This is a genomic window from Burkholderia sp. AU17457 (assembly GCF_002223255.1).
In the GTDB taxonomy this organism is placed as follows: Bacteria; Pseudomonadota; Gammaproteobacteria; order Burkholderiales; family Burkholderiaceae; genus Burkholderia; species Burkholderia sola.
On record NZ_NKFB01000005.1, the window covers coordinates 998,113 to 1,023,222 of the forward strand.

The following is a 25,110-nucleotide window of genomic DNA, read 5'->3' on the forward strand; positions in this document are numbered from 1 at the left end:
CGCCGTGCGTCACCCGGCCACACGTCGGTGCGAATCAACACATCGAGATTGCGCTGCGCGATCCGGCATTCAAAGCGACCTCGCCTTCGTCTCCGGCAGCAGCAGGACGGCGAGCAGCACCACGCCATAGGCTGCGCCGGAAAAGATCGCGATGGCCAGCGCGAGGCCGAGCGAATGGCTCAGCATCCCGACGAGGCTCGGGAACAGCGCGCCGATGCCGCGTCCGAAGTTGTAGGTGAAGCTTTGCGCATTGGCGCGGAAAGTCGATGGATACAGTTCCGTCAGGTACGCACCGACTCCGCTGAAGATGCCGCATGAGGAAAAGCCGAGCGGAAATCCGAGCCACAGCATCTGTGCATTCGAGAGCGGGACGGTCAGGTACGCGCACACCGACACGAGAGAGAGCGCGGAGAACAGCATGAAGTTGCGCCGGCGCCCCCACCAGTCGGAAAGATACGCGCCGACGACATAGCCGCAAAACGACCCGACGATGATCACGAACAGATAGGCGCCCGTATCGAGCACCGACAGGTGCCGCTCGATCTTGAGAAAAGCCGGCAGCCACGTCGACATCGCATAGAAGCCGCCCTGGATGCCGGTGCAGAGCAGCGCGGCCAGCACCGTGCGCCGTGCGTGCGCGCGCGAGAAGATCGCCCACACCGACGGCTGGCCTGCGCCTTGTTTGCGGGCGGCGTCCGCCTGCACGAACACCTCCGGTTCGGGCACGTGCTTGCGTACGTACAGGACGAGCAGGGCGGGCACGATACCCACCCAGAACAGGCTGCGCCACGCCAGCGACTCGGGAAGGACCGAAAACGCGATGCTGTAGAGGATCGCCGCGCCGCCCCAGCCGATGGCCCAGCCGCTCTGCACGAGGCCGACCGCCTTGCCGCGATGGGCGGGTGCGACGATTTCGCCGATCAGCACGGCGCCGACGGCCCATTCGCCGCCGAAGCCGAGCCCTTGCAGCGCGCGCAGCACGAAGATCTGCTCGAAGTTCTGCGCGAAACCGATTGCCAGCGTGCAGACGGAGAACCACAGGATCGTCCCCTGCAATACCTTGACCCGTCCGTATCGATCCGCGAGGATGCCCGCGATCCAGCCGCCCACGGACGAGAAAATCAGCGTCACGGTGCTCAACAGGCCGGCCTTGCCGCGATCGAGTCCCCACAGGTCGATCAGCGAAGCCAGCACGAAGCTGAACACCATGAAGTCGAACGCATCGGTCGCCCAGCCGGCGAACGCTGCCTTGAACGCGCGTTTGCCCGCGGAATCGAGTTCGGCGTACCACGACGCGCGCGGCGCGATTCGCAGTGTGGCTTCGTCGGCATCTCTCGTCGTCGTCATTGTTGTTGTTCGCGAAGTAGGAATGGCGCTATCGAAGCGCGGAAGGCCGTTTGCCGGTCGCGAGTGCGCGCCGCACGACGTCCGGCGTGGCCGGCGCTTCGCGGATGCGCACGCCGGTCGCGTGATGGATCGCGTTCAGGATGGCCGCGGCCGTCGGCACGAGCGCCGGCTCGCCGATGCCTTTCGCTCCGTACGGTCCGACGGCGGTCGGCGCCTCGATGAAGATCGACTGCACGTCGGGCATGTCGTGCACGGTCGGAATCACGTAGTCGTGCAGATTGTTGTATCGGCCGGGGTGATACTTCTCCATCAGCGCCATGCCGACGCCTTGCGCGACGGCGCCTTCGACCTGTCCTTCGAGCAGCGTCGGATTGACCATCCTGCCGACGTCGTGCGCGGCCACGACCTTGAGTACCCGCACGCGCCCGCTTTCGCAGTCCACCGCGACCTCCGCCATCTGCGCGCCGAACGCGTAGGTTGCATAAGGCGTGCCTTGCCCCGACGCATCGAGCGACGTGGTCGGCGGATCGAAGCGCTCCTCGGCCGCGATTACGTAGCCGTGCGCATCGACGGGCAGCGTCCGCAGATCGACCGGATGGCCGTCGACGGCGATGCCGCGCGCATCGGACGAAATCCGCGCATCGGACGCCGCGCCGGCGAACGCGAGCAGCCGGTGGCGCAGCGCCGTGCCGGCAAGGAACGCCGCGCGACCGGTGATGAAGGTCTGTCGCGACGCCGACGTGCGGCCGCAATCCGGCGACAGCGCGGTATCCGGGCCGACGAATCGCAGCCGGTCGACCGGTACGCCCAGCGCGTCGGCCGCGATTTGCGGAATGACCGTGTTCGCGCCCTGGCCGGCATCCACCGCACCCTGGTGCAGCACGATCGTGCCGTCGCGCCGGATGCCGAAGCGGACGGTCGACGGGTTCGGCAATGCGGTGTTGCCGCAGCCGTAAAAGAACGCCGCGACGCCGACGCCATGGCGAATGTGGCCGGGCGACGCCGCATTCAGCGTCGCGATCCGCGCATGCGCGTCACGCCACGCGGGACGCAGCGCATCGAGGCATGCGACGAGGCCGACGCTGTCGTCGAGCACTTGCCCGGTCGGCAGCGTATCGCCGGGGCGCAACGCATTCAGCGCGCGGAACTCGAGCGGATCGATGCCGGCCGCGAACGCCAGCTCGTCGATCAGCTGTTCCTGCGACATCGTCGTCTGCGGCACGCCGAAGCCGCGGAAGGCGCCGGCCGGCGTCACGTGCGTATGAATCGCCCGCGTGTGCGCCGCGTAGTGCGGAATCACGTACGGGCCGCCCGCATGCACCGGTACGCGATTCGCGACGGCCGTCCCCCAGGACGCGAACGCGCCGGTGTTGTAGTCGCCTTCGAACGTCACCGCGCGCAGCCGGCCATCGGCATCGGCGGCCATGCTGGACGTCATGCGGCCCGGATGGCGCTTGGTCGACGTGGCCATCGACTCCTCGCGCGAGAACGCCATCGCGACGGGCCGGTCGAGATGCCAGGCCGCGATCGCGAGCAGCGGCTGGACCGTCATGTCGAGCTTGCCGCCGAAGCCGCCGCCGACCGCGGTCGCGACGACGCGCACCTGTTCCGGCGCAACGCCGAGAATGCGCGCGAGGTCGGCGCGATGCGGGTGCGGCGCCTGCGTCGACGAATGGATTTCGATCACGTTGCCCACGCGTCGCGCCCAGCCGGCCTCCGGCTCGAGGTACGCGTGCTCGACGAAACTGGACTGGAACGTTGCGCTGACGACGTGACGGGCATCCTGTATCGCGCGCTCCGGGTCGCCGCGGCGCACGACGCCCTCGATCAGCACGTTGCCGGGGCGATCGGCGTGCAACTGCGGACTGTCGTCCAGCACGGCGTCGGCGATCGCGAGAACCGGCGTCAGCGGCGTCCACTGCACCGGAAAGCGGTCGAGGTCGAGCGCCGCGATCGAGGCGCGCTCGCCGACCACCAGCGCGACCGCCTCGAGATGGTGGCGTGTTTCGGTATCCGGAAGGACCGGCTGGTCCGCGTACGGCGTCGCGACGCCGTGCAGGTTCATGCCCGGCACATCGGCGTGGGTGAGAACGCGATGCACGCCCGGATGCGCGTCGACGAAGGCGGCGAGGTCGCCGAACGCGAAACGTGCGCGGTGATGCGGGCAACGCACCGCGCGCACGAACAGGCTGTCGGCCGGGTAGTCGTCGGCGCCGAATCGCTGGCTGCCGTCGACTTTTTCGGGGCCGTCGAGACGCGTGAGCGGGACGCCGACGGACGGCCCGTCGGACGGCGCGGGCGTGCGGCACCGCGCGATGGCGCCGCATCCGACCTCGGTCACCGCGTCGACGATCTTCTGATAGCCGGTGCAGCGACACAGCACGCCGTCGATCGCGGCCCGCGCACCGGCGCGGTCGCTTACCTCGCCGGCGTCGATGGCCGCCGCCGCCGCGGTGAGCATGCCGGGCGTGCAGAAACCGCATTGCACCGCCTGGTGGGCGAGAAACGCCTGCTGCAGGCGGCCGCCGCATCGCGTGCCGCCGGCAAGGCCTTCGACGGTGACGACACGACGCCCCGCGATCTGCCCGACCGGGATCAGGCACGCATAGCGTGCGTCGCCGTCGACGATCACCGTGCAGCTGCCGCAATCGCCCTGGCGGCAGCCTTCCTTGGTGCCGAACTGGCGCAAGTCCGCGCGCAGATGGTCGACGAGGCGCTGCGAGCGGTCCGCCGGCAGGCGCCGCCGCGTGCCGTTGAAGTCGAACCAGTCCGGTTCCGGCGAAATCGCGGGGCCGTCGCCCGCGATGGTCTCGCGAACGTCGGCAAGCGGGTCAGGCCGGGGATGCGCCACGTGCGTTCTCCTCGATGCAGCATGTGAAAGCGCGCGTGATTGCCAGCCGCGCGAGATGAAGGCGATGCAGTGCGGTCGCCCGGCAGTCGTCGGCCGGAGACAGCTCGTCCAGCGGCGACGTTGCAAGCACGCCGGCCAGTTCGTCACGCCGTCGGCCCGTCAGTGCATTCTCGAGCACCTGCATCCGGCGCGCAACGGCGGAGGCGCCGCCGACGGCAACGGCGGCCGCCTCGATCGCCCCTGCGGCGCCCACGCGCAACTGCGCGGCGGCCGACACCACGGCGATCGCCGCGCCGTCGCGATTCGTGCACTTGATGAACGACGTACGCGCGTGCGCGCGGGGGCGCGCAAACAGCAGCGCCACCAGCAATTCGTCGGCGTCCAGCGCGGTCCGGTGGTTGCCCAGCAGGAATTCGGCCAGCGGCAAGCGGCGCATGCCGCGCACGCTGGCCAGCTCGACGCTCGCATCGAGCGCCAGCAGCGCGGGAATGCCGTCCGCGACGGCGGATGCATGGCACACGTTTCCGCCAATCGTGCCCTGGACGCGGATTTGCCGGGGGGCGATCGAAGCGGCTGCGTCCGTGAGCGCCACGGGGAGCCATGTCGTGCGGGCGATGGTGTCCCACGTGGCGGCCGCGCCGATACGGGCGACGCCGTCGTTCAGCTCGATGCCGCGCAGCGCGTCGACGCGGCTGATATCCAGCCATGCCGACCGTGCCGGCACGAGCCCGATATCGGCAAATGCGTCGGTGGCCCCGCACACGATGCGCGGGCGCGGCTGCGCCGCGAGCGCACCGAGCACTTCGTCGAGGGTATGGGCGCGAACGTAGTTCATCTCTGCATCGTCATGGTCACGAGGGGCGACATCGGTGCCGCCACACGCTCAATCGCCGATCGGCGGATCCTTGCGGACGACCCGCAGCACGCTGTCGATGACGAACGCCTCCCATCGGCGCACGGCCTCCGGCGCATTCAGTTCCTCGCCGAGGAACGCGGACAACGTATGGCGGTTCGACGTATAAAAATACGCTGCCGAAATGATCAGCAGGAAAACGTCGCGCGCGTTCAGTTCCGTGCGGAACAATCCCTGTTCGGCGCCGCTTTCGAGAATCCTGGCCACGTTCTGCACCGCATGCGACGAATATTCGCCCCGGCGCTCGAGCCTGGCCAAATGCTTGCCCTGGTGCAGGTTCTCGGTGTTGAGCAGCGTGATGAAATCGGGATTGCGCCAATAGTAGTCCAGCTTGAAGCGAATCACGGTCTTGAGCGCTTCCACGGGATTCGACGGATCGGGCGCCATCTTGAGCTCCGCCTCGTCCATCCGCCGATAGATGCCTTCCAGCACCGCGACGAACAGGCCCTCCTTGCTCCCGTAGTAGTAGTAGATCATCCGGTCATAGGACTTCGCCAGCCTGGAGATCCGCTCCACGCTGCCGCCTTCGTAGCCGTAGCGCGCGAAGACCTTGGTCGCCGCGCGCAGGATCTTGTCGCGGGTTTCCTGTGCCGCTGCCTCCCGGACACCGGTTCCGCGCACCGTCTTGGCTTTTGTTGCTTGAGTCATACCGCTCCTATGGCGACCGGCAACCTCGTCTTGCCGCCTGAAAGAAACCTGGAACAGCGGCATTCCTCGAACTTTCGTACAGGGAACGCTACATGAATTAAGGATTCTACGGAACTCTCGCCGGGTTCGCAACAAATCATAAATAGGTAATTGATTCAATGGGTTGATGGTGCCGTGATCGACGTATCGGCCCGCATGGAGGAGGTGTGAACCCTATCTTCACATTTTTATTTTGAGAAACTGCTGCTACCATTCGTTTGTGGAGTACTCACTACATGAAATGTTGATTTCAGGTTGGCATAGGCCGATGCCGGCAAGCAGGAGATAGACCCATGAACAACGAACTCGACGATGCCTGCAGCACGCTCGCTGCGCGGACGCCATGGAAATCGCTCGCCGATCCGGGCGGCGCCGAAGCGGGCCCGGCCTTCGACGAACTCATGTCACGATCGCTGCTGTCGGTCGACATGCACGTGTTGCGCGACGTTTCGCGCGCGATGGCGCACGAGGCTTCGCCCGCGACGCGCGTCGCGACCCTGCTCGAGTCGGCGCTGCGGGGGGCGGGGGCAACGTGGGGCGTGATCGCGGTGCTGCGCGACGGCGGCTGGCAGGCAGCGGCCGTCGCGACGGCCGCGAACGGACCGCACACCGAGCGGCGGCCGGTGGACCGGCTGCCCGTGCCGATCATTGCCGCCGCCGTGCACTTGCGCAACGGCCTGGTGCTGCGCGATGCGTGCGCCGCCGACCATTGGCGAACTGACGACTATGTGCGCCGCCGCAAGCCGCGCTCGGTGATCTGCGTGCCGATACGGTGCAACGGTGAACTGATCGGCGCACTGTATCTCGAGCATGGCGACCTGCCGGGCATGTTCACGCCGGCGAAGGCCGCACTCGTCGAGATCATTGCGCCGCATGCAGGATGCGTGCTGGAGAACCTTCGGCTGCGCGACGAGCTGGGCGCGCAGCGCGCACGCCTGGCCGGCGTCGAAGCCGCGATGCGCGAAACGCAGTCCGAAATGGACCGCACCAGTCGGCTGACCGCGTACGGAGAGCTTGCGGCCTCGATCGTGCACGAGGTCGCCCAGCCCGTCACGGCGATCGACACGTCCGCGCGTGCCGGGCTGAAATGGCTCGATCGCGGCGCGCCGAACATCGAAGCCGCTCGCGAGATGCTTGCGCACATCTGTGCGTGCACGGTGCGTGCGCGGACCATCATCGGTGCGCTGCGCGCCCGGGCACGGCGCGCGGCGCCCGTGCTCGCCGTGTTCGACCTTGCCGATGTGCTGCGCGAGGCGGCGGAGATACTCGAAAGCACGCTGGACGCGATGAAGGTGAACTTGCGCGTCGACGGATGTGCGTCCGCGATACCGATGCGCGGCGAACGCGTGCCGCTGCAGCAGGCCATCATCAGCCTGCTGATGAACGGCGCGGAATCGATGATTGGTACACCTGATGGACGGCGTGTCATCGTCCTGACATGCGAATCCGATCGGAACCTCGTGCGCATTCGGATCGACGACAACGGCGACGGCTTCGATCCGCAGCTGGCGGCGCGCCTGTTCGAACCGCTGTTCACCACCAAGCCGCACGGAATGGGCATGGGGCTGTCCATCTGCAAGTCCATCGTTGAATCACACCACGGTCAGCTGGATCTTGCGCCGCGCGAGCACGGTGGTACGCGCGCCACGGTGACACTGCCGGTTTCTTCCATGTGAGCGGATACGGGCGCGATGTGTCGGGGCGTGAATCGGTGCGGACCGGCGCACGTCGCGGGCAAAGCAGACCGGATGCCTATACGAACGTATGCGGCGACTCATGCCGACGCGTCATGCGGCTAGCTGCAGATGCTATGGAGCACGCCGACGCGTCGCCTTATGCTCGCTTCACCGGTACGCGATTCACGTTGACGACGGCTCGACCGACCCGTCAGCGAGTCGGAATCGCGACGCGGCGCGGACGTGATGCGTGCGCATCGTGACGACGCAGGTCGCCGGAACACATGTGCTTGTCGACCCGATACCAGACACCCAAGGAACCCATCATGAAACTCCGACACATCGTCGCCTCCGGCGGCCTCGCCGTCGCCCTGATCGCCGGCATGAACCTGCGCGCGTTCGCGGACGAACGACCCGATACGGCCGGCGCGGATGCCGCGCTCACGTCGACGCCGGCGGCCGGCACGTCGAAGAAGGCGGTCCGTGCGGCCAATCGCACGTTCTCGCGGTCGGTTCAGAAGGCACTGTCCCATACGAAGGGGCTTGAAGGGAAGCCGATCGTCGTGTTCGGCAACGCGTCGACCGGACGCGTGACGCTGACGGGCCAGGTGGAAAGCGAAGACCTGGATCGTCTGGCGGTCGACGCGGCGCGGAAGGTGCGCGGCGTCACGTCGGTGAACAGCCGGATCACGCTGCGCTCGGAAGGCGGCGCCTGAGCGACCGGCGGACGCACCGCAGGCGGATGGCCCCGCCGTGGCGCTCGCGTGCGTCCGCTTTCACACGACCGACACGACCGGATGGGAGAAACGATGATGGCGACACTGCCCGAAGCGGACATCATGATTCGCACGTTGATCAATGTCCTCGATCCTTCGCTGGAGCAACGCGATGTTTGCCGGCAAGCGCAGCGCACGCGATACAAGTCGCGCCGCTTCGGCCGGCGCCGGTGCGACGACAACGACACGCTCGCGCGTGAAGACTCGCTTTACGCGATCGAGGTGATCGAGTGCCTGTCGTCGTCGATGATCAGCGTTTCATGGAGCGACTCGCGTTCGGGACGGTATACCGAGCAGATCTGGTGCCGCAGCCGCGCACGCGAGCCGGCGGTCTGCGCGTTGACGGGAAGCGCGATCGCGCGGGGTGATCGCGTGTTCCGTCCGCGCTCGAGCGACGTTTGCCTGCCCGCCAACCGGCAACGCATGATTCTCGCGGCAACCATTCAGTCGCGCGCCGGCGTATCGGTGCCCGACGCGATCGAGCCGGACGCGTGATGCGCGCGGTGCGAGCGGCGGCGCTAGGCGGACGGGACCGTCACGACGATCAGCGCCGCACCGCGAAGGCGCTCGGCGAGATCGAAGTGAACCGGGCGCACGCGCCACCAGCGCGCGAACCCGCTGCTGGCGCGATGTCCGACGACGACCATGTCCGGACGGGTGGTCAGCGCGTGGGCGGCGACGGCGTCGGCCGCGCGTCCGAATCGCACGAAGCCGCGCGCGTCGATGCCGTCGTCCGCGAGTGTGACGATCGCGCGCTGAAGTGCGTCGCGCGCGAATTCCTCGAGGCGATGGTGGGCGAGATCGGTGAGCAGGCCGGCTGTCTGCGCGTTCGCGGTCACGGGATCCACGACGGTCACGACGTCGACCGCGGCGGACAGCGCGTGCGAGAGCGCCGCACATCGCGCGAGCGCGGCCTGTGCCTCGTCGGTTTCGTCATAGACGAGTAGCATTCTGGAAAGTGCTGACATATTTCGTGTCGAGTAGTAGGCGCCCGGTCGCATCCCCCGCGGCGGATGCGATTGCCTACACTGAACACGCCACGCACGTCGTTTATTCCGTCGCCGTTCGTGCATTGCCGCGACGCGCCGCGAGCGATGCGCCCCCGCGTCGATTGACCTGCCCGCGGCAACGGGCATCAGCCGCCGGTCGCGGAACCCGTGAAGTTGTGTCGCGACGTGCGCGCCGCGTCGCCGCCGAGCGCGATGCGGATCGCCTTGCGCGCACGCGATATCCGGCTCATGACGGTGCCGATGGGGATGTCGAGCGTGTACGCGGCTTCCCGGTAGCTCAGCCCGTCGACGCTGACGAGCAGCAACGCGATGCGCTGCGGTTCGGGCAACCGTTCGACGACGTCGACGATCTGGCGGACGGCCACGGTGGTCTCCGGCGCTGCGCGCGGATCGGCGACCGTTTCCAGCAGCGCGTCGCTGCACGCGAGCAGCAGGCGGTCGCGACGATTGCGTCGCCGCAGCTCGTTGAGCCAGATCGAATGAACGATCGAGAAGACCCAGCTGACCGGCGCCGTATCGGACCGCAATTGATGAGCCCGCTCGAGCGCGCGAATGCATGCGCGCTGCACGAGCTCGTCCGCGTCGTGTCGATTCCCGGTCAGACGCAGCGCGAACGACCGCAGACGCGGCAGCATGTCGGGAAGCATCGTTGAAAATTCGGTTGGCTTCATTGGCAGACGGGCGTGCCCCCTGCATGGGACGAAATGCAGTGACGGCCCGGGCGCTGGCGAGGACGCGGGAGGTGTCCCGCCCGTGCCGGGCCCGACACGAGGGCTGCCGTTCAATGCCCGGAATAGAGTTTCCTCAGCGCGTCGAGCTCGCCGTTCTGTCGCGCCGCCACCAGCTCCTGGCGGACTTCCGAGCGGGTCTTCGCCATCGGTGCGAGCGGCGCCCACTGGCTGGCGGCCGGCACGTCGGAATGTCCGGCGACCGTTTCCGCCGGGGACGCCGCGTAGGCCGATGCAGTCAGCGCGAGTGAGGCGAATGCGAGCGTGATTTTCGAAGTGTTCATGCTGGGCTCCTGAAGAAGGATGGATCGGAACGTATTTGCGTCACCTGATGGCGTCGGGAGCCTGCCTGGGCCCGCGGCGTCGTGTTCGTATCAGGTTCCGCCGTGTGTGTATTGAGCGCCGGGGAGGTATCTCGCATGTGTCCGGCGCGCGGTGTTTTGCAATGTCATGTATCCGCCTCGAAGCCCGATACATTCGGATACCGACGCGTGCGTCGGCGCGTAGGGGCAGCCGACGGACGGCCGAGCGCGATGCGCACGCGGTTGCATCGGTGAATTGCGACTGGAATAATCGGAGCGTTCGCGTGTTTTCATTGATGCCGGCAGAGCGGGCGATCGTTGGGGCATCGTCCGCATGCGTCGCGGCAACGTGCCCGGCCGCACGATGCGAACGGGGCATCCCGCTTCGAGCGGCGGCCGCACCGCGTGCATCGAGATGCCTTCGCGCCGCCACGCGGCCATCCCAGCAAATTCATCAGCGAATATTTCAATGCCCGAGATCAGAATGCCGAACGTGGCGACTTCATCCGACGATCGGAGCGGCCGTGTCGTCTACGTCGTCGACGACGACGAATTCGTGCGTGCCGCGCTCGTCAGCCTGTTGCGCTCGATCGATCTGGCGGTATGCGCGTTTGCGTCGACCGAAGCGTTTCTCGCGGCGCCGAAGGGGGCGGGGCCGTCTTGCCTCGTGCTCGACGTGCGATTGCGCGGGCAGAGCGGGATCGCGTTCCAGAAGTCGCTGGTCGAGAATGGCGGCCCGCAAATGCCGATCATCTTCATGACCGGGCACGGCGACATCGCGATGACGGTGAAGGCGATGAAGGCCGGCGCGATGGATTTCCTGACGAAGCCGTTTCATGATCAGGAAATGATCGATGCGGTGGTCGCGGCGCTCGATCGCGACGCGCAACGGCTGGAGGCCAGCCAGTCGCTGCGCGATCTGCGCGAATGCTGGGAATCGCTGACGCCGCGGGAGCGGGAGGTGCTGCAACACGTCGCGACGGGCCTGATGAACAAGCAGGTCGCCGGCAACATGGGCATCGCCGAGATCACGGCCAAGATCCATCGCGGCCAGGCGATGCGAAAGATGAAGTGCCGTTCCGTCGCGGAACTGGTGCGCAAGATGACCGCGCTCGGCATCGAATTACCGTCGCGGTAGCGGCGGCGCCGTCGGGAGCAAGCCGACCCATACGTAGATATGGTGGCGGCTCGGCGGCGTGACGGTATGCTGGCGACTTGTGTAGCAGTATGTGGGGCGAGCCTGCTCGTTCCCCTGGCCATAAGCGCGGATGCCTCTTTCACTCTCAGTCACCGATCTCGTAGCGATTGTCGACGACGATCCGTTCGTGCGCGCCGCCGTGAGAAGCTTCGTGCGCGCGCTGGGCGGCGACGCGTGCGAGTTCGCGTCGGCGCCGGCATTCCTCGTGTCCGACCGGGTGGCGCGCACGCGCTGCCTGATCTGCGACATCCAGATGCCCGGGATGGACGGCATCGACGTGCTGTCGCGGATCGAAGCCGCCGGCGCGCGCATTCCGACCATATTCGTCACGGCGTTCGCCACCGTCCGCCAGCGCGAGCGCGTGCGCGCGAGCGCCGCGCTGTGTCTCCTCGAAAAACCGATCGATGCGCGAGAACTCGAAGGGTGGCTCGCCCGCGCGCTCCGGCGCGGCTGAGCGCCTGGCGGTTGCGGTTGCCGCGGCGGCAACCTAAACCTTCGTAGGGGGTGAATGGCCGCTCGTTTGATGGTGCACGCCCCCATGCGCGTGTTTTCATCTGTCCTGTACCGTCCGCCGCGACGGCGACAGGAGAACGAAGATGGAGCACATTCCTACCTTATCGTCAGCGACTGTGTTTGAATCGCGGGCCACGCGCAGCCTGCGCGGCGTCGCCCGCGCAGTGTTCCCGCATCCGCGCGAACTCGTCGTGTGGTCGGTGCGCCTCCTGCTCCTCGCCGGCGTGCCACTGGTCGCGGCCGGCATGTACGACGCACGCGCGACGTTCGCGACCGCATTGCGTCCGGTGGCAAGCGAGGGTCTGCTGATCGCCGCGGCCGTGGCGATCCTGTTCGCGCTGGTCGCGACCGCGCTGTGGTCGTGGCTGCGGATGCTCAGGCTGGATGCGATCGTGCGCGAGCTTGCCGATGCCATCGACAAGCAAGGTATCGAGGCGCTTCCCGATACGTGGGCCGAACGCGGCGCGCCATCGATCGCGACACTCGCACGCGCGATCAACGGCGCGCACCGTCAGCATGCGGAACGCATGACGGAACTGCTGCACGTGCTGGCCGCCTATGCGCACGACCTGCGCACGCCGCTCACGAGAATGATGCTGCGCAGCGGGATGATGGATGACGGTGCGCTGCGCGACGCGATCGAGCGCGATCTTGCCGAGATGAGCGAACTGGTCGACGCGAGCCTGGCGTGCGCCCGACTTCAATGCAGCGTGCCGGAGCCGCCGCGCCGTGTCGACGCGGACGAAATGCTCGGTGTGCTGGTCGACAGCTATCGCGACGCGGGCCTGACCGTCGATCTCGACGGACGGGTCGGGCATCCTCTCGTGACGTTCCCGCACGCGCTGCGCCGCGTGCTCGTCAATCTGATCGACAATGCGTTGCGTTACGGGGACGATGTCCGTCTGTGTGTGCGCGTCGACGCGCGGCACGTGATGCTGACCGTGCTGGATTCGGGGCCGGGTATCGTGCCGGCGGAGCTCGAGGCGGTGTTCAAACCCTGGTATCGCGCGCCGCAGACGGCGGCGCGCGCGCCGGGGTCGGGGCTGGGGCTCGCGATCGCCCGCCGGCTCACGCGGGCGATGCAGGGGGACCTGCAACTGAACAATCGCAGCACCGGCGGCCTCGAGGCGACGGTGATACTGCCGTTCGCGCCTGCATGAACGCATCGCTGGGGGGCGTCCGTTTCCCCGATACATTTCGATACGCCGGCGACACACGCCGGATACATGGCGGGCGTCCAATCGGGAAGGCAGCCGCGGCATTCCTAGACTGCGACGGTCGACTGAAGGACCGGCAGGCCGAGCGGCTCGTCGGTGAGGTCGGCGCATCGCTGTTCAGGACCGCGGCGCGCTTGTCCCAGGGCGTGAACCCACCCGGGCCGCCGACCCCAGATCCGGCCGGAATTTCGAAACGACAGGAGGCACGATGGCCGATCCCCACACGATGTCTGCGCGCGGCGCATCGTTCGTGCTGCTGGGCGCGCTGTTGACGGCATGCGGATACGGCGCGACGTTCCTGTTGTCGATGCATTTTCGTTCGGCGGGCGGAGGCGACGTCGATACCGGCGTCGCGCTGGTCGAAGCCATGGTCGGCGCGTTGATCGGCGTGCCGCTGGTCGCGTGGCTTGCCCATTCGATCGGCACCGCACGTACCGCTGCGCTGGCCGCGCTCGTCGTCGGCGCGGGCGTCGTGGGTTTTGCGCTGATCGACCGCGCCGGCTCACTGAGCGTCGTGCCCGGATTGCTGGTCGGCGTCGGCTGGGGCGCGTTCTACCTCGCGGCGCCGATGATGCTTGCCGAGCGCACCACGGATACCGAACGCGAGCGCTGGTTCCTGCGGTTCGGGTCGTTTCAGATGGCGGGCGTCGGCGGCGGCCCGGCCGTCGCGTCGCTCGCGATACGCAACTGGCACTGGACGACGGGGACGGTGTTCTGCACCGTCGGCGGATTGTGCGCGATGGCCGCCGTCATGCTGGAATGCTTCGGCCGGCTGTCGCCGGCGTCGCTGCCCGCCGCGCGGCCGGTGCGGCAACGATGGGGCCGGGAGATGATGGCGATTGCCCGCACGCACGCGATCTATCCGATCGCCATCATCGCGCTCGGCTCGAGCGTCTTCTCGGGCCTGATGACGTTCCAGATGTCGATGGCGCAGGAAACCGGCGTGAAGGCCGGAACGTTCTTCGGGCTGTATTCGGCCACGGTGGTCGTCATCCGCTGGCTGCTCAGCGCGCTCGTGATCCGGATGCGCGTCGATGCGACCACGCAGATCCTGCTCGGCTTCATGATCCTGAGCGTCGCGGTGACGTTCGCCGTGCCGCACCATGCGCTCCTTCATTCGGCCAGCGCCGTGCTGCTCGGTACGGGCTACGGCCTCATCTATCCGATCGTCCAGGCGCAGGCCGTCAACAGCGCCGCTGCGCGGCATCGGCGCGCGGTGCTCACGTGGTTCGTCGCATCGTACTTCGTCGGCGTGTTCGGATTCCCGGCGCTCGGCAGCCTGGTGCTGGTCACCCTGGGCAGGACGATGCTGCTGACGCTCATCGCCGCATGCGGGCTGGCGGCGTTGCTGCTGTCCGTCGTCGAGCACCGCAAGCGGGTGTCGCTCGCGGTGTTCTGAAATCGGCGCAACCGGCGCGGCGCCGCGCCGACCTTCAGCCGGCGGCGTCCTCGAGAATCGTGCGGACTTCGCCGAGCAGTCCCGGGATGACGCGATGGCTCGTATGCGCGAGCCGCAGGACGCCGTCGATCGTGCAGGCGCCGATGACCTGATCGTCGGCGAATCCTGATGTCACGAACGGACCCCACAGCGCGTCGAGCGATACGCCGTCGTACGCGGCTGCGATGGGTTGATTGCCGAGGTTCGACAGCAGGACGTCGAAGGCCAGCACGTTCGACAGGAAGCCCGCCGCGTGCTCGACGCTCGGTCGGGCCGCCATCGCGGTATCCAGCGCCTTCAGCTCCGCCGCGACGCTCGCACGCGTTTGCGACGGCGCGAGGTCCTGCTTGATCGTGCGGGCGGCTGCCCACAAGTCGACCCCGCGCGGGTGATCGTCGATCGTGACGGTCTGGGTGATGTACACGCCGTTCGCGACGCCCGCTTCGCTGGCGAGCGCGCGTACGTCGATCGGCGTGACGGTTCTCAACGCGCGCGCGGCCCAGTCGCTCGACAGGCGCCGGCCCGCTTCATGAACGGCTGCGGCAATCGCGCCATGCACGGTCGTGCGCGCTTGCCGGGCGCGCGCGGCGAGGCGGCGCGTGGCTTCGGCTGAAAGCGCGACGGCGTCGATGTGCGGCAGCGCCGCCGTGTCCGGACGGAACGCCTTCGGCTCCGGTGCCGGAAGCGGCGCGGGCAGGGTGGCCGCGTCGTTCAGGTCGGCCGCGAGCAGCGTCTCGAGCGACTGCACGAGCGGCAGCGGCGTCACGGGCTCGCCCGTCAGCGTGCGCAGCAGTTCGTCGATCAGATACGCGGCGCCCATGCCGTCGAGGACGGAGTGATGCGCGACCAGAATCAGCGTCGACATCGATTCGCGCTGCAACAGCGTTGCGCGCACCAGCGGCGCTGTCGCCCAGTCGAAGCGCGTCGCGATTTCGCGGGCCGTTTCGGTCTGCCACGACGTCGCGTGGTGCTCGATCACGCGTAACGGCACCTCGGCGCCGGGTACCGAATGGAACGCCGAATTGTGCTGCGCGTCGGCGGCGATACGGGGCGACAGCAGCGGATGTCTGCGCTGGAGCGCCTGAAAGGCGGCGTGCCATACACCCGGCGCAAACCGCCGGTCGATCTCCGCGACCATCGCGAAATGCGTCGGCCGATTCCGGTCCAGCAACCAGAACAGATGTTCCGTGCTGCCAAGTGCCCGCACGCGTGTTTGCGCGGTCGCCGGACGATCGTCGAGTTCCTGCTGCTGGTTCTGCACCGTTTCACTCCCGAAGGGTTGTCTGCCTCAACAGAACACCGGAGGACGCAGGGCTATTCCCGCTTCGTTTCCGCAATGGCTGTGGCCGGAGTGGCGGATTCGTTTCTCAATGTGTACGCATCGCGAATGGATACATGACGTTGCAATAGCCCGGCGTCGGGACACATGACCGATACGTGGCCGCGCTCTAATGCATCCCGACGACGGAATACGTTCTCCGTTCATTCACCCTTATCCAGCACGGTACCGATCATGAGCCAGCAAACCAAAGTCCTGTACACCGGCAAGACTCGCACCACCGGCGGGCGCGACGGCGCTGCCCGCAGTGCCGACGGCCGCCTTGACGTGAAGCTCTCCGGGCCCGGCTCGGCCGCGCCCGGCACGAATCCCGAGCAATTGCTGGCCGCGGGCTGGTCGGCATGCTTCATCGGTGCGATGGGGCTGGCCGCGCAACGGCTGAAGGTCGCGCTGCCGCGCGATACGCACGTCGATGCGGAAATCGATCTGGCCATGGCCGACGGCGCGTACTTCCTGCAGGCCCGGCTGAACGTCAGCGTGCCGGGCGTCGATGCGGACGTCGCGCAGGCGCTCGTCGATGCCGCGCACCAGACGTGCCCGTATTCGAAGGCGACACGCGGCAACGTCGACGTGGTCGTCACGGTGATCTGACGCGCGCCACGCCGCCGACGTACGGCCGGCGCCCCGTGATCCGGCCTGTCGGGCGACACGCGACCGCGGATGGAATATCTGCGCCGTCCAGCTGTTTACGTGGGCTGTAGGGGTGTTGCCCGTTCAATTTCGCCTAAACCCATGGATACACATCAGATACGGCCGTTTGTCCGCGTCGGCCGGCTTGCACGTTGCGGAGATCGACGTCGATGACCGCGGCCGAACTGTCCGCCATGCTGCCCGCGATGCTTCCGCGCCTCTGGACGTTCGCGCTGCGCCTCTCCGGCGATCGGCACGACGCGGAGGATCTCGTGCAGTGCGCGTGCGTGCGTGCACTCGAACGCGCGCATCAGTTGCGGCCCGGAACGGCACCGCTCAGCTGGATGTTCTCGATCGTGCAGTCCACCTGGCTCAACGAGCTTCGCGCGCGCAGCGTGCGCCGGCGCTCGGGCATGGACTGGGACGACGACCTGCTCGAAACCATCTCCGATCCCGCCGCGCCGACACTGGAGCAGCAGGCGCTGGACGCGCAGATCGTCAGGGCCGTGCAGCAGCTGCCCGAAGCGCAGCGCGCGGTGATGTTGCTGGTCAGCGTGGAAGGACTCAGTTATAGCGAAGCGGCGGACGTGCTCGGCGTGCCCATCGGTACGATCATGAGCCGGCTGTCGCGTGCTCGCCAGGCGATCGGTGCGCTGTTCGCCGATCGACACGAACGACCCGTGAAAAGCGCGGCGAACAGTGAGGATCAGGGGGCTTGAAAATGGACGACGTCCTGCTCATGGCATACGTGGACGGAGCGCTCACGTCGCACCAGCGCGAGGAAGTCGACCGGGCGATCCGAACGTCGGCCGAGATCGCGACGCGGGTGGCCTTGCTCGAAGCATCGGTGTTGCCCTATCAGCGTGCGTTTCAGCGTCACCCCTGGCTGCCGGTGCCGCAGAGTCTGATCCGGACGGTCGCCGACATCGCGCACGCGCATGCGCCGCCGTCGGCGCTGCCGGTCGGCGGCGGCGATCGTCGGCAGATATCGGGTCCGTCGCAGCCCGGTGTACGCGGGCGGCAGTCCACGCCGGTTCGCTTGCGCGTTCGCATGATGGCGCCGTGGCTCGCGGTCGCATTCGTCGCCGGCGCGTTCTGCAGCGCCGCCGTACTGCGCTTCGCGCCGCCACCCGCAACGGTGGCCGCGCAGGCGCGGATGTCGCCGTGGATCATGGCGGCCGTCAATTATCAGCGGCTCTATACGCGCGACACCGTGGCGTCCGATTCGGCGAACGTCGCGGCCGCCGCGCAGACGATCGACACGATTCGCCGGGACGACGGACGGGGGATACGGATTCCGGACCTGCGCTCGGCCGGGCTGACGTTCAAGCGCATCCAGCGCCTGAGCTTCAATCGCAAACCGCTGGTGCAGATCGTCTATCTGCCCGCCCAAGGCGCGCCCGTCGCGCTGTGCGTGATGAAGGACGAGCGGCCCGATACCGTGCCCGACCGTCAGCAGGTCGGCAACATGGACGTCATGACGTGGCGGCGCTCGGGAATCGCGTATGCGCTGATCGCCGCTCCCGGCGATGCGGACCTCGGCGCGCTCGGCGACCGGATCGTCGATAGCGAACGATCGTGAGGGCAAGCGGCGACGCCGTCGAAACGATCCGGCAACACAGCGTCGTGCCGCAGCGGTCCTGCTCGACGTGCGTGGTACAGCCGGCTGTCGACGTAACCCGGTACAAAGCGATACAAACCGGACAAACGCCGGATACGTTGTCCATTTCCAATCTGTCCGTGGACGGCCTGACGGATGGCCGCCTGCACGACGCGCGTTCCCCGCACCGACGGCGGACCGCGCGACCCATGAACTGAAATCACATACCGTTGGGGGAACCAGGACATGTCAGAGCATTCGATTCCGCGCGAAATTGCCCATGCGAACGGCGCGCCGGTCAGCAACAACGTCAACATCCAGACGGCCGGTGCGCGCGGTCCGGCGTTGCTGCAGGACGTCTGGCTGATCGAAAAGCTCGCGCACTTCGATCGCGAGGTGATCCCGGAGCGCCGCATGCATGCGAAGGGCGCCGGCGCATACGGGACCTTCACCGTGACGCACGACATTTCGCGGTACACGAAGGCGAAGCTCTTTTCCGAAATCGGCAAGCAGACCCCGATGTTCGTGCGCTTCTCGACGGTCGCCGGCGAGCGCGGCGCGGCCGATGCGGAGCGTGACATCCGCGGCTTCGCGCTGAAGTTCTATACCGAGGAAGGGAACTGGGATCTGGTCGGCAACAATACGCCGGTGTTCTTCTTTCGCGATCCATTGCGCTTTCCCGATCTCAATCATGCCGTCAAGCGAGACCCGCGCACCGGCATGCGCAGCGCGGAAAACAACTGGGATTTCTGGTCGCTGCTGCCCGAGGCGCTGCACCAGGTGACGATCGTCATGAGCGAGCGCGGCATTCCGCGATCGTTCCGGCACATGCACGGCTTCGGCAGCCATACGTACAGCATGATCAATGCGGAGAACGAGCGGACCTGGGTGAAGTTCCATTACCGCTCGCAGCAGGGCATCGAGAACCTGACCGACGCGCAGGCGCAAGCGCTGATCGCCCGGGACCGCGAAACCCATCAGCGCGACCTGTTCGACAGCATCGAGGCCGGCAATTTTCCGCGCTGGACGTTGTACATCCAGGTGATGACCGACGCGCAGGCGAAAGCGTTTCGGTTCAACCCGTTCGATCTCACGAAGGTATGGCCGAAGGCCGAGTTTCCGCTGATCGAAGTCGGCGAATTCGAGCTCAACCGCAATCCCGACAATTTCTTCGCCGAGACGGAGCAGGCCGCGTTTTCGCCGGCGAACGTCGTACCGGGCATCGGTTACTCGCCGGACCGGATGTTGCAGGCACGCCTGTTTTCCTACGGCGATGCGCAGCGATATCGGCTCGGCGTCAACTTCGCGCAGATCCCGGTGAACGCGCCGAAGTGCCCGTTCCACAGTTATCACCGCGATGGTGCGATGCGCACCGACGGCAATCTCAGCGCGGCGCCGTCGTACTGGCCCAACAGCAAGGGCGCGTGGTCGGACCGGCCGCAGCTCGACGAACCGCCGCTCGAGTTGAACGGCGCGGCCGCGCATTGGGATCATCGCGTCGACGATGATCATTATCAGCAGCCGGGCGACCTGTTCCGGCTGATGGATGCGCGGCAACGCCAGTGCCTGTTCGATACCACCGCACGGCAGCTTGCCGGCGTGTCGGCGGATATCCGGCAGCGCCACATCGACAACTGCTCGCGGGCCGACCCGGCCTATGGCGCGGGGATTGCCGCGGCGCTCGCGCGACTGGCCGGCGAACGCGAATAGCGGCTGGTATCGGCGACGCGCGACGGCCGCCGCCGGCCGCGCGGCATCGCGGCCGGCGGGCCGGTTCGACGCCCGACGTCACGTCGCCGGCGGCGCGGCCGCAGGCTGGCCGGCGCCGCTCGACGCGCCGTGACGGTCGGCGCGGCACACGCGAACGCCGTCCGTCACGAACGCGCCGCCGTCTTCGCTTCCAGCATCTTCACGAGCAGATGGAGCGTCCGATTGACCGGCGTGTCGATGCCTGCCGCGCGCCCGCGCCGAACGACCGCGCCGTTCAGGTGATCGATCTCGCCGGGTCTGCCGCGCGCCAGATCCTGCGCCGTCGACGAATACTGGCCGGGCGGAATCGTCGCTTCGATTTGCTCGACGATCGCGGCCGGCCGGTCGGCGAAATGGACGCCTTCGGCCGCCGCGACGGCGATGCACTCGGCGACGGCGGCACGCATCGTTTCGCGCAACGCATCGCGATGCGACATCTCGCCCAGGGGCAACTGCACGATGGCGGAAATCGCGTTGTACGCGCAATTGAGGATGAACTTGTGCCAGAGGGCCGCGCGCACGTCGTCGGCGATCCGGGTCGGAATGGCCGCTGCCCGCAGCACCTGCGCCAGCCGTTCGCTGGACGGCGACGCTTCGATCGCGAGATCGCCGCGGCCATGATGCAGCAGATGCCCCGGGCCCGCCATCTCGCTCGCGACGTAGACGGCCGCGCAAATGACCGGGCCGGCGATCTTCGCGCGCAGCACGGCTGCGTTGTCGACGCCATTCTGCAGACTGACCACGATCGCTTCCGGCGCCAGCACGCGGCTCAACGTGCGCGCGGCTTGCGCGGTATCGCCGGACTTCACGCACACGAACACCACGTCGGCCGATGCCGCGGCGTCGATATCGGTCGACGCGTCGGCCGGCACGCGCCTGTCGAACGTGCGCGTCTGGACGCGCAGACCCTGGTCGCGAATCGCGTCGACGTGCAACGGACGACCAATGAAAACCACATCGTGGCCGTGCAGCGCCAGCATGCCGCCGAAGTAGCAGCCGACCGCGCCGGCGCCCAGAACCGCAAAACGCATGATTGCTCCAAGGAGAAGGCGTGAACGTGTCACGCATGGGCGAGGCGCGCGCAAGCGGCAGGCTCGTGCGCCCTCCATTCCGATGGAACACGCGACGGCGGCCGTTTATTCCCGGCGTCGCACCGGATTCGCGACACGGCGTCCGACATTGCTCGGCCTGCAGGCCAACGGAGGTTGCCGAACGCGGCCTGGAACAGGCGCAGCGGAAAATCGACGCGCAATGGAATGACGTGCGGCGCCCGGGTGTTGTCAATCAGTAGCGCGTCATCGGGTTGGCGCGCGGTTCCTGATCCCGGACCTCTTCCAGATGAACTTTCCAGACTCGCTTCAGATTCCGGCTGTATCCCATCGCCCGCTGACCGGCCGCGATCACCGGACGCTCGTGCTCGCCGCGCTCGGTGGCGCGCTCGAATTTTACGATTTCGTGATTTACGTGTTTTTCGCCGCGGTCATCGGCCAATTGTTCTTTCCGCCATCGATTCCCGACTGGCTGCGCCAGTTGCAGACGTTCGGCATTTTCGCGGCGGGTTATCTCGCGCGCCCGCTCGGCGGCGTGGTGCTCGCGCATTTCGGCGATCTGGTGGGCCGCAAGCGCATGTTCACGTTGAGCGTGATGATGATGGCGCTGCCGACGTTGGCGATGGGGCTGCTGCCGACCTATGAGTCCATCGGCATTGCCGCGCCCGTGCTGCTGCTCCTGTGCCGGCTGTTGCAGGGGGCGGCGGTAGGCGGCGAGGTGCCGGGCGCGTGGGTGTTCGTGTCCGAACATGTGCCGCCGCGCCATGTCGGCTATGCGTGCGGCCTGCTGACCGGCGGCCTGACGCTCGGCATCCTGCTTGGCTCGCTGATCGCGTCGACGATCAATCGTCATTATTCGCCGGCGGAGATCGGCGCCTATGCGTGGCGATTGCCTTTCGTCGTCGGCGGCCTGTTCGGGATAGTGTCCGCGTTGCTGCGACGCTGGCTCGACGAGACGCCCGTATTCATCGAAATGAAGCGCAGCCGGTCGCTGACCCGCGAAGTGCCGCTGAAAGCCGTGCTGCGCGATCACGGTCGGGCCGTGCTGGTATCGATGATCCTCACGTGGACGCTCACCGCCGCGATCGTCGTCGTGATCCTGATGACGCCGACCCTCGTCGCCAAGCAATTTCACATCGCGCCCGCGCTTGCGCTGCAGGCCAATTCGGCCGCGACGTTCTGCCTGACGATCGGATGCATCGTCGCCGGTTCGATCGCGGGACGGTTCGGTACCGGCCGCACGATCTTCGTCGGCTGCCTGATGCTCGGCGCATCGTACTGGCTGATGGCGTCGCAACTCGCCGTCGATCCGGCGTTGCTGTTGCCGCTTTATGCGCTATGCGGTTTCTGCGTCGGGGCGGTCGCGGCGATTCCGGTCGCGATGGTCCATGCGTTTCCGCCAGCCGTGCGCTTTTCCGGTATCTCGTTCTCGTACAACGTCGCCTATGCGGTGTTCGGCGGTCTCACGCCGGTATTCGTCTCGGTACTGTTGAAATCGCATCCGCACGCGCCGGAACTGTACGTGGGCGTGCTGTGCATCGCGGGCGCGCTGGCGGGCATCATGCTGCGGCCTGCACGGTAAGCGGCGCGCTGGGGCAATGCGGACAGGGAGATCCGGCGGCGGCGACCGCGCGGCTGCGTGATCGTGCACATGATGCGGATCGCGACGCGCATTGCAGTGGTCGCCTCGAGATTCAGGTGAATTCGCGTCGATCAGCATACCGGGAGTCGTCTGCGCAGGCGGGCGATCGCGCCGGCCGACCGCAGCCGCGATCGCCGGATTGGACCGCGGCGCGCCAGTGCCTTACGATCCACGACATCCTCACCGTGGAGCGACCTCATGCTGTCCGAAGACGAACTGGCGCTGCTCGACGCGATCCGCGCCACCGGCAGCCTGTCGCGCGCCGCCGCGCGGCTGGGCAAGGCGCCGTCGACTGTGTCGCACGCGGCGCGCCAGCTTGAAACGCGCTTCGACGCGCTGCTGTTCGACCGCCGCGGGTACCGGCTGCAACTCACGCCGGCCGGGCAATTGCTGGCCGACGAGGCGGCACGGCTGGCGCTCGACGTCGCCCGGCTGACGCAGCGCGTGCGGCAGGTCGCGAGCGGCTGGGAGGACCGGCTGTGGATCGTCAGCGACGAGGTGCTGGAGTTCGATACGCTGCTGCCGGTCGTCCGCGCGTTCGATGCGCTCGATTCGGGCGTGTCGCTGCGCTTCACGCACGAGGTGCTCGGCGGGACCTGGGAAGCGTTGCGCGACGGCCGCGCGGATCTCGTCGTCGGCGCGACCAACGAGCCGCCGGCGATTCCGGGCCTCAAGTGATTCGAACTCGGCGCGATGGAGTGGGTGTTCGCGGTGTCGCCGCGCCATCCGCTGGCGTCCGCGAGCGGCGTGCTGACGCGCGACGCGATCGGTGCGCATCGATCGGTCGTCGTCGCCGATTCGTCGCGGCGCGCGGCCGGCCGCGCGTATGGGCTGCTTGGCGGGCAGGCGGTGCTCGCGGTGCCGTCGATGCGCGCGAAGATCCTCGCGCAGCGCGATGCGCTCGGCGTCGGCTGGGTGCCGCGCCGGCGCGTCGCGTCGCTGCTCGCGCGCGGCGAACTGGTCGAGAAGCAGACGGCCGATCCGCGCGAGCCGAATCTGCTGTACGTCGCGTGGCACGACGACCGCGACGGTCGCGCACTGCAATGGTGGCTGGAGCAATTGCGCGAGCCGCGGCTCGCGCAGCGGCTGCTTGACGGAATCGACGTGGTCGGCTGAATGCGCTGCCGCCAACATGTTCGATGTTTTCGAACATGTTCGTCGCACCGGTCGTACGGCAACGCCGCGCGGCGCGCGCATCCTGTGTTCACGGTCAACTCACCGGTTCACAGGAGAACATCATGCAACGCTTCGAAGGAAAGACGGTCCTCGTCACGGGCGGCAACAGCGGCATCGGCCTGGCGGCCGCCCGCGCATTCGCGGCCGAAGGCGCGCGGGTCATCATTACCGGGCGCGACGCCGGCACGCTGGAAGCTGCCCGCCAAACGCTCGGCGAAGGCGCGCTCGCGATTCGCAACGAAGCCGGCAGCGTCGCGTCGGCTCGCGCGCTGGCCGACGCGATCGCCACCGCCGGCGTGCGGCTCGACGCCGTGTTCGTCAACGCGGGCGTCGCGAAACTCGCGCCGTTCGCCGACAGCGACGAAGCGATGTGGGATCTCGTGTTCAACACCAACGTGAAGGGCGCGTATTTCCAGATCCAGTCGCTGGTGCCGCGGCTGAACCGCGGCGCATCGATCGTGATCAACGGCTCGATCAACGCGCATGTCGGGATGCCCGGCTCGTCGGTGTACGCGGCGAGCAAGGCGGCCGTCAATTCGTTCGCGAAGACGCTGTCGACGGAACTGCTGCCGCACGGCGTGCGCGTGAACGTGGTGAGCCCCGGGCCCGTGCAGACGCCGCTGTACGGCAAGCTGGGGCTCGATGCGGCGACGCTCGACGCGACGGCCGACAAGATCAAGGGCCTCGTGCCGATCGGCCGGTTCGGCACGCCGGACGAAATCGCGTCGACGGTGCTGCACCTGAGCGCGCCGGAATCCGCGTTCATCGTCGGCGCGGAAATCATCGCGTCGGGCGGGATGGGGTTGCTCTGAGGGGCGAGGCGGGTCAGTACCGATCGTGTGCCGCCTGCAACATCCGCAGGCGCGTCTTACCGTCCGGCATGAAATTGGTGCCGAAGCGCACCAGGCCTTCCCGGTGCAAATGGCAAGCCATCGTGAAGCTGATCAGCATATCCGGTTCAGGTGGATGAATTTCGATTTCCACCTTCTTCAGGCGCGGCTCGTAGGCGAGCAGCGCCGTTTCGATCGCGCGTTGCAGCTTGTGTTCGGAGGATGGCAGATGTCGATATATCCCCGATAGATCATCGAGCCCATAGTCCGGAAGATGAGTGAGCGAGCCGCGCCGGCTGTTCAGAATGCGCTCGATGTTGTCGCGAACCGACAGGAATACCTGTACTTCCGCGGGGAAATCGCTCACGGCCGAACCGTCTGCGAAGTGTCCGGTGATTCGCTCGAACAACCCAGGGCCTACCCACATCGTCGTTCTCCT

General features: G+C 67.4%; 23 protein-coding genes and 1 pseudogene. 14 read left to right on the forward strand and 10 right to left on the reverse strand.

Features of this window, described 5'->3' with window-relative positions:
- Positions 1–69: 69 nt before the first annotated feature.
- Genes CFB49_RS21735 through CFB49_RS21750 form a run of 4 tightly spaced genes read right to left on the reverse strand, consistent with a single transcriptional unit; the run spans position 70 to position 5,759 of the window.
- The gene (locus CFB49_RS21735) at positions 70–1,347 is read right to left on the reverse strand and encodes an MFS transporter (protein WP_069616445.1); all 1,278 of its coding nucleotides are present in this window, start codon (positions 1,345–1,347) and stop codon (positions 70–72) included.
- Positions 1,348–1,375: 28 nt separating this feature from the next.
- Complete coding sequence (locus CFB49_RS21740) at positions 1,376–4,198, reverse strand: molybdopterin-dependent oxidoreductase (protein WP_089492275.1); 2,823 nt, start codon at positions 4,196–4,198, stop codon at positions 1,376–1,378.
- Positions 4,179–5,033: an FAD binding domain-containing protein gene (locus CFB49_RS21745; protein WP_089492276.1), complete on the reverse strand. Its 855-nt coding sequence runs from the start codon at positions 5,031–5,033 to the stop codon at positions 4,179–4,181. The genes CFB49_RS21740 and CFB49_RS21745 overlap by 20 nt, the downstream gene beginning before the upstream one ends.
- 48 nt (positions 5,034–5,081) lie before the next feature.
- Entirely contained in the window at positions 5,082–5,759 is a 678-nt protein-coding gene (locus CFB49_RS21750; RefSeq protein WP_069616448.1) for a TetR family transcriptional regulator, read from the reverse strand.
- 467 nt (positions 5,760–6,226) lie between these two features.
- On the opposite strand from CFB49_RS21750, the gene CFB49_RS21755 reads away from it, so the two are divergent.
- From CFB49_RS21755 to CFB49_RS21765, 3 genes are all read left to right on the forward strand, one after another.
- The gene (locus tag CFB49_RS21755) at positions 6,227–7,474 is read left to right on the forward strand and encodes a sensor histidine kinase (RefSeq protein ID WP_249190214.1); all 1,248 of its coding nucleotides are present in this window, start codon (positions 6,227–6,229) and stop codon (positions 7,472–7,474) included.
- Positions 7,475–7,800: 326 nt separating this feature from the next.
- Positions 7,801–8,190, forward strand: a complete 390-nt coding sequence (locus CFB49_RS21760; RefSeq protein ID WP_069616450.1) for a BON domain-containing protein — start codon at positions 7,801–7,803, stop codon at positions 8,188–8,190.
- A 93-nt stretch (positions 8,191–8,283) separates the two neighbouring features.
- Positions 8,284–8,745, forward strand: a complete 462-nt coding sequence (locus CFB49_RS21765; protein WP_249190213.1) for a DUF3331 domain-containing protein — start codon at positions 8,284–8,286, stop codon at positions 8,743–8,745.
- A gap of 23 nt (positions 8,746–8,768) precedes the next feature.
- Here the strand turns inward: CFB49_RS21765 and CFB49_RS21770 are convergent, their stop codons facing one another.
- From CFB49_RS21770 to CFB49_RS21780, 3 genes are all read right to left on the reverse strand, one after another.
- Positions 8,769–9,200 (reverse strand): universal stress protein, encoded by a 432-nt coding sequence (locus tag CFB49_RS21770; RefSeq protein WP_069616452.1) that lies wholly within the window; start codon positions 9,198–9,200, stop codon positions 8,769–8,771.
- 185 nt (positions 9,201–9,385) lie between these two features.
- Positions 9,386–9,931, reverse strand: a complete 546-nt coding sequence (locus CFB49_RS21775; protein ID WP_089492277.1) for an RNA polymerase sigma factor — start codon at positions 9,929–9,931, stop codon at positions 9,386–9,388.
- A 110-nt stretch (positions 9,932–10,041) separates the two neighbouring features.
- Positions 10,042–10,272: a DUF4148 domain-containing protein gene (locus tag CFB49_RS21780; protein ID WP_089492278.1), complete on the reverse strand. Its 231-nt coding sequence runs from the start codon at positions 10,270–10,272 to the stop codon at positions 10,042–10,044.
- 487 nt (positions 10,273–10,759) lie between these two features.
- Between CFB49_RS21780 and CFB49_RS21785 the strand changes: the two genes are divergently transcribed.
- The 4 genes from CFB49_RS21785 (at position 10,760) to CFB49_RS21800 (ending at position 14,617) form a co-directional block, all read left to right on the forward strand.
- The gene (locus CFB49_RS21785; protein WP_069616455.1) at positions 10,760–11,428 is read left to right on the forward strand and encodes a response regulator transcription factor; all 669 of its coding nucleotides are present in this window, start codon (positions 10,760–10,762) and stop codon (positions 11,426–11,428) included.
- A gap of 130 nt (positions 11,429–11,558) precedes the next feature.
- Complete coding sequence (locus CFB49_RS21790; protein WP_089492279.1) at positions 11,559–11,942, forward strand: response regulator transcription factor; 384 nt, start codon at positions 11,559–11,561, stop codon at positions 11,940–11,942.
- A 142-nt stretch (positions 11,943–12,084) separates the two neighbouring features.
- A complete protein-coding gene (locus CFB49_RS21795) occupies positions 12,085–13,161 on the forward strand; it encodes a sensor histidine kinase (RefSeq protein WP_089492280.1) in 1,077 nt (358 codons plus the stop codon).
- Between the two features lie 265 nt (positions 13,162–13,426).
- The gene (locus CFB49_RS21800; RefSeq protein WP_089436404.1) at positions 13,427–14,617 is read left to right on the forward strand and encodes an MFS transporter; all 1,191 of its coding nucleotides are present in this window, start codon (positions 13,427–13,429) and stop codon (positions 14,615–14,617) included.
- A 34-nt stretch (positions 14,618–14,651) separates the two neighbouring features.
- Here CFB49_RS21800 and CFB49_RS21805 read toward each other — a convergent pair whose 3' ends face one another.
- Entirely contained in the window at positions 14,652–15,917 is a 1,266-nt protein-coding gene (locus CFB49_RS21805) for a condensation domain-containing protein (RefSeq protein ID WP_089492281.1), read from the reverse strand.
- A 252-nt stretch (positions 15,918–16,169) separates the two neighbouring features.
- Between CFB49_RS21805 and CFB49_RS21810 the strand changes: the two genes are divergently transcribed.
- The 4 genes from CFB49_RS21810 to CFB49_RS21825 all read left to right on the forward strand — a co-directional run bounded on the left by CFB49_RS21810 (position 16,170) and on the right by CFB49_RS21825 (position 19,935).
- On the forward strand, positions 16,170–16,586 hold the full coding sequence (locus tag CFB49_RS21810) for an organic hydroperoxide resistance protein (RefSeq protein WP_089492282.1): 417 nt from the start codon (positions 16,170–16,172) through the stop codon (positions 16,584–16,586).
- A 209-nt stretch (positions 16,587–16,795) separates the two neighbouring features.
- Entirely contained in the window at positions 16,796–17,344 is a 549-nt protein-coding gene (locus tag CFB49_RS21815; protein ID WP_069616461.1) for an RNA polymerase sigma factor, read from the forward strand.
- Positions 17,345–17,364: 20 nt separating this feature from the next.
- Positions 17,365–18,207, forward strand: a complete 843-nt coding sequence (locus CFB49_RS21820) for an anti-sigma factor (RefSeq protein WP_249190211.1) — start codon at positions 17,365–17,367, stop codon at positions 18,205–18,207.
- A 264-nt stretch (positions 18,208–18,471) separates the two neighbouring features.
- A complete protein-coding gene (locus tag CFB49_RS21825) occupies positions 18,472–19,935 on the forward strand; it encodes a catalase (RefSeq protein WP_089492284.1) in 1,464 nt (487 codons plus the stop codon).
- Positions 19,936–20,099: 164 nt separating this feature from the next.
- Here CFB49_RS21825 and CFB49_RS21835 read toward each other — a convergent pair whose 3' ends face one another.
- Positions 20,100–21,005 (reverse strand): ketopantoate reductase family protein, encoded by a 906-nt coding sequence (locus CFB49_RS21835; RefSeq protein WP_089492286.1) that lies wholly within the window; start codon positions 21,003–21,005, stop codon positions 20,100–20,102.
- Positions 21,006–21,312: 307 nt separating this feature from the next.
- Between CFB49_RS21835 and CFB49_RS21840 the strand changes: the two genes are divergently transcribed.
- The 3 genes and pseudogenes from CFB49_RS21840 to CFB49_RS21850 all read left to right on the forward strand — a co-directional run bounded on the left by CFB49_RS21840 (position 21,313) and on the right by CFB49_RS21850 (position 24,653).
- Complete coding sequence (locus CFB49_RS21840) at positions 21,313–22,605, forward strand: MFS transporter (RefSeq protein WP_089492287.1); 1,293 nt, start codon at positions 21,313–21,315, stop codon at positions 22,603–22,605.
- 258 nt (positions 22,606–22,863) lie between these two features.
- Positions 22,864–23,781: pseudogene (locus tag CFB49_RS21845) on the forward strand (LysR family transcriptional regulator).
- A 122-nt stretch (positions 23,782–23,903) separates the two neighbouring features.
- The gene (locus tag CFB49_RS21850) at positions 23,904–24,653 is read left to right on the forward strand and encodes an SDR family oxidoreductase (RefSeq protein WP_089492814.1); all 750 of its coding nucleotides are present in this window, start codon (positions 23,904–23,906) and stop codon (positions 24,651–24,653) included.
- A 13-nt stretch (positions 24,654–24,666) separates the two neighbouring features.
- Here CFB49_RS21850 and tssE read toward each other — a convergent pair whose 3' ends face one another.
- Positions 24,667–25,098 carry a type VI secretion system baseplate subunit TssE gene (gene tssE / locus CFB49_RS21855; protein WP_089492288.1) on the reverse strand — a complete coding sequence of 144 codons (432 nt, stop codon included), beginning with the start codon at positions 25,096–25,098 and terminating at the stop codon, positions 24,667–24,669.
- Between the last annotated feature and the right edge of the window lie 12 nt (positions 25,099–25,110).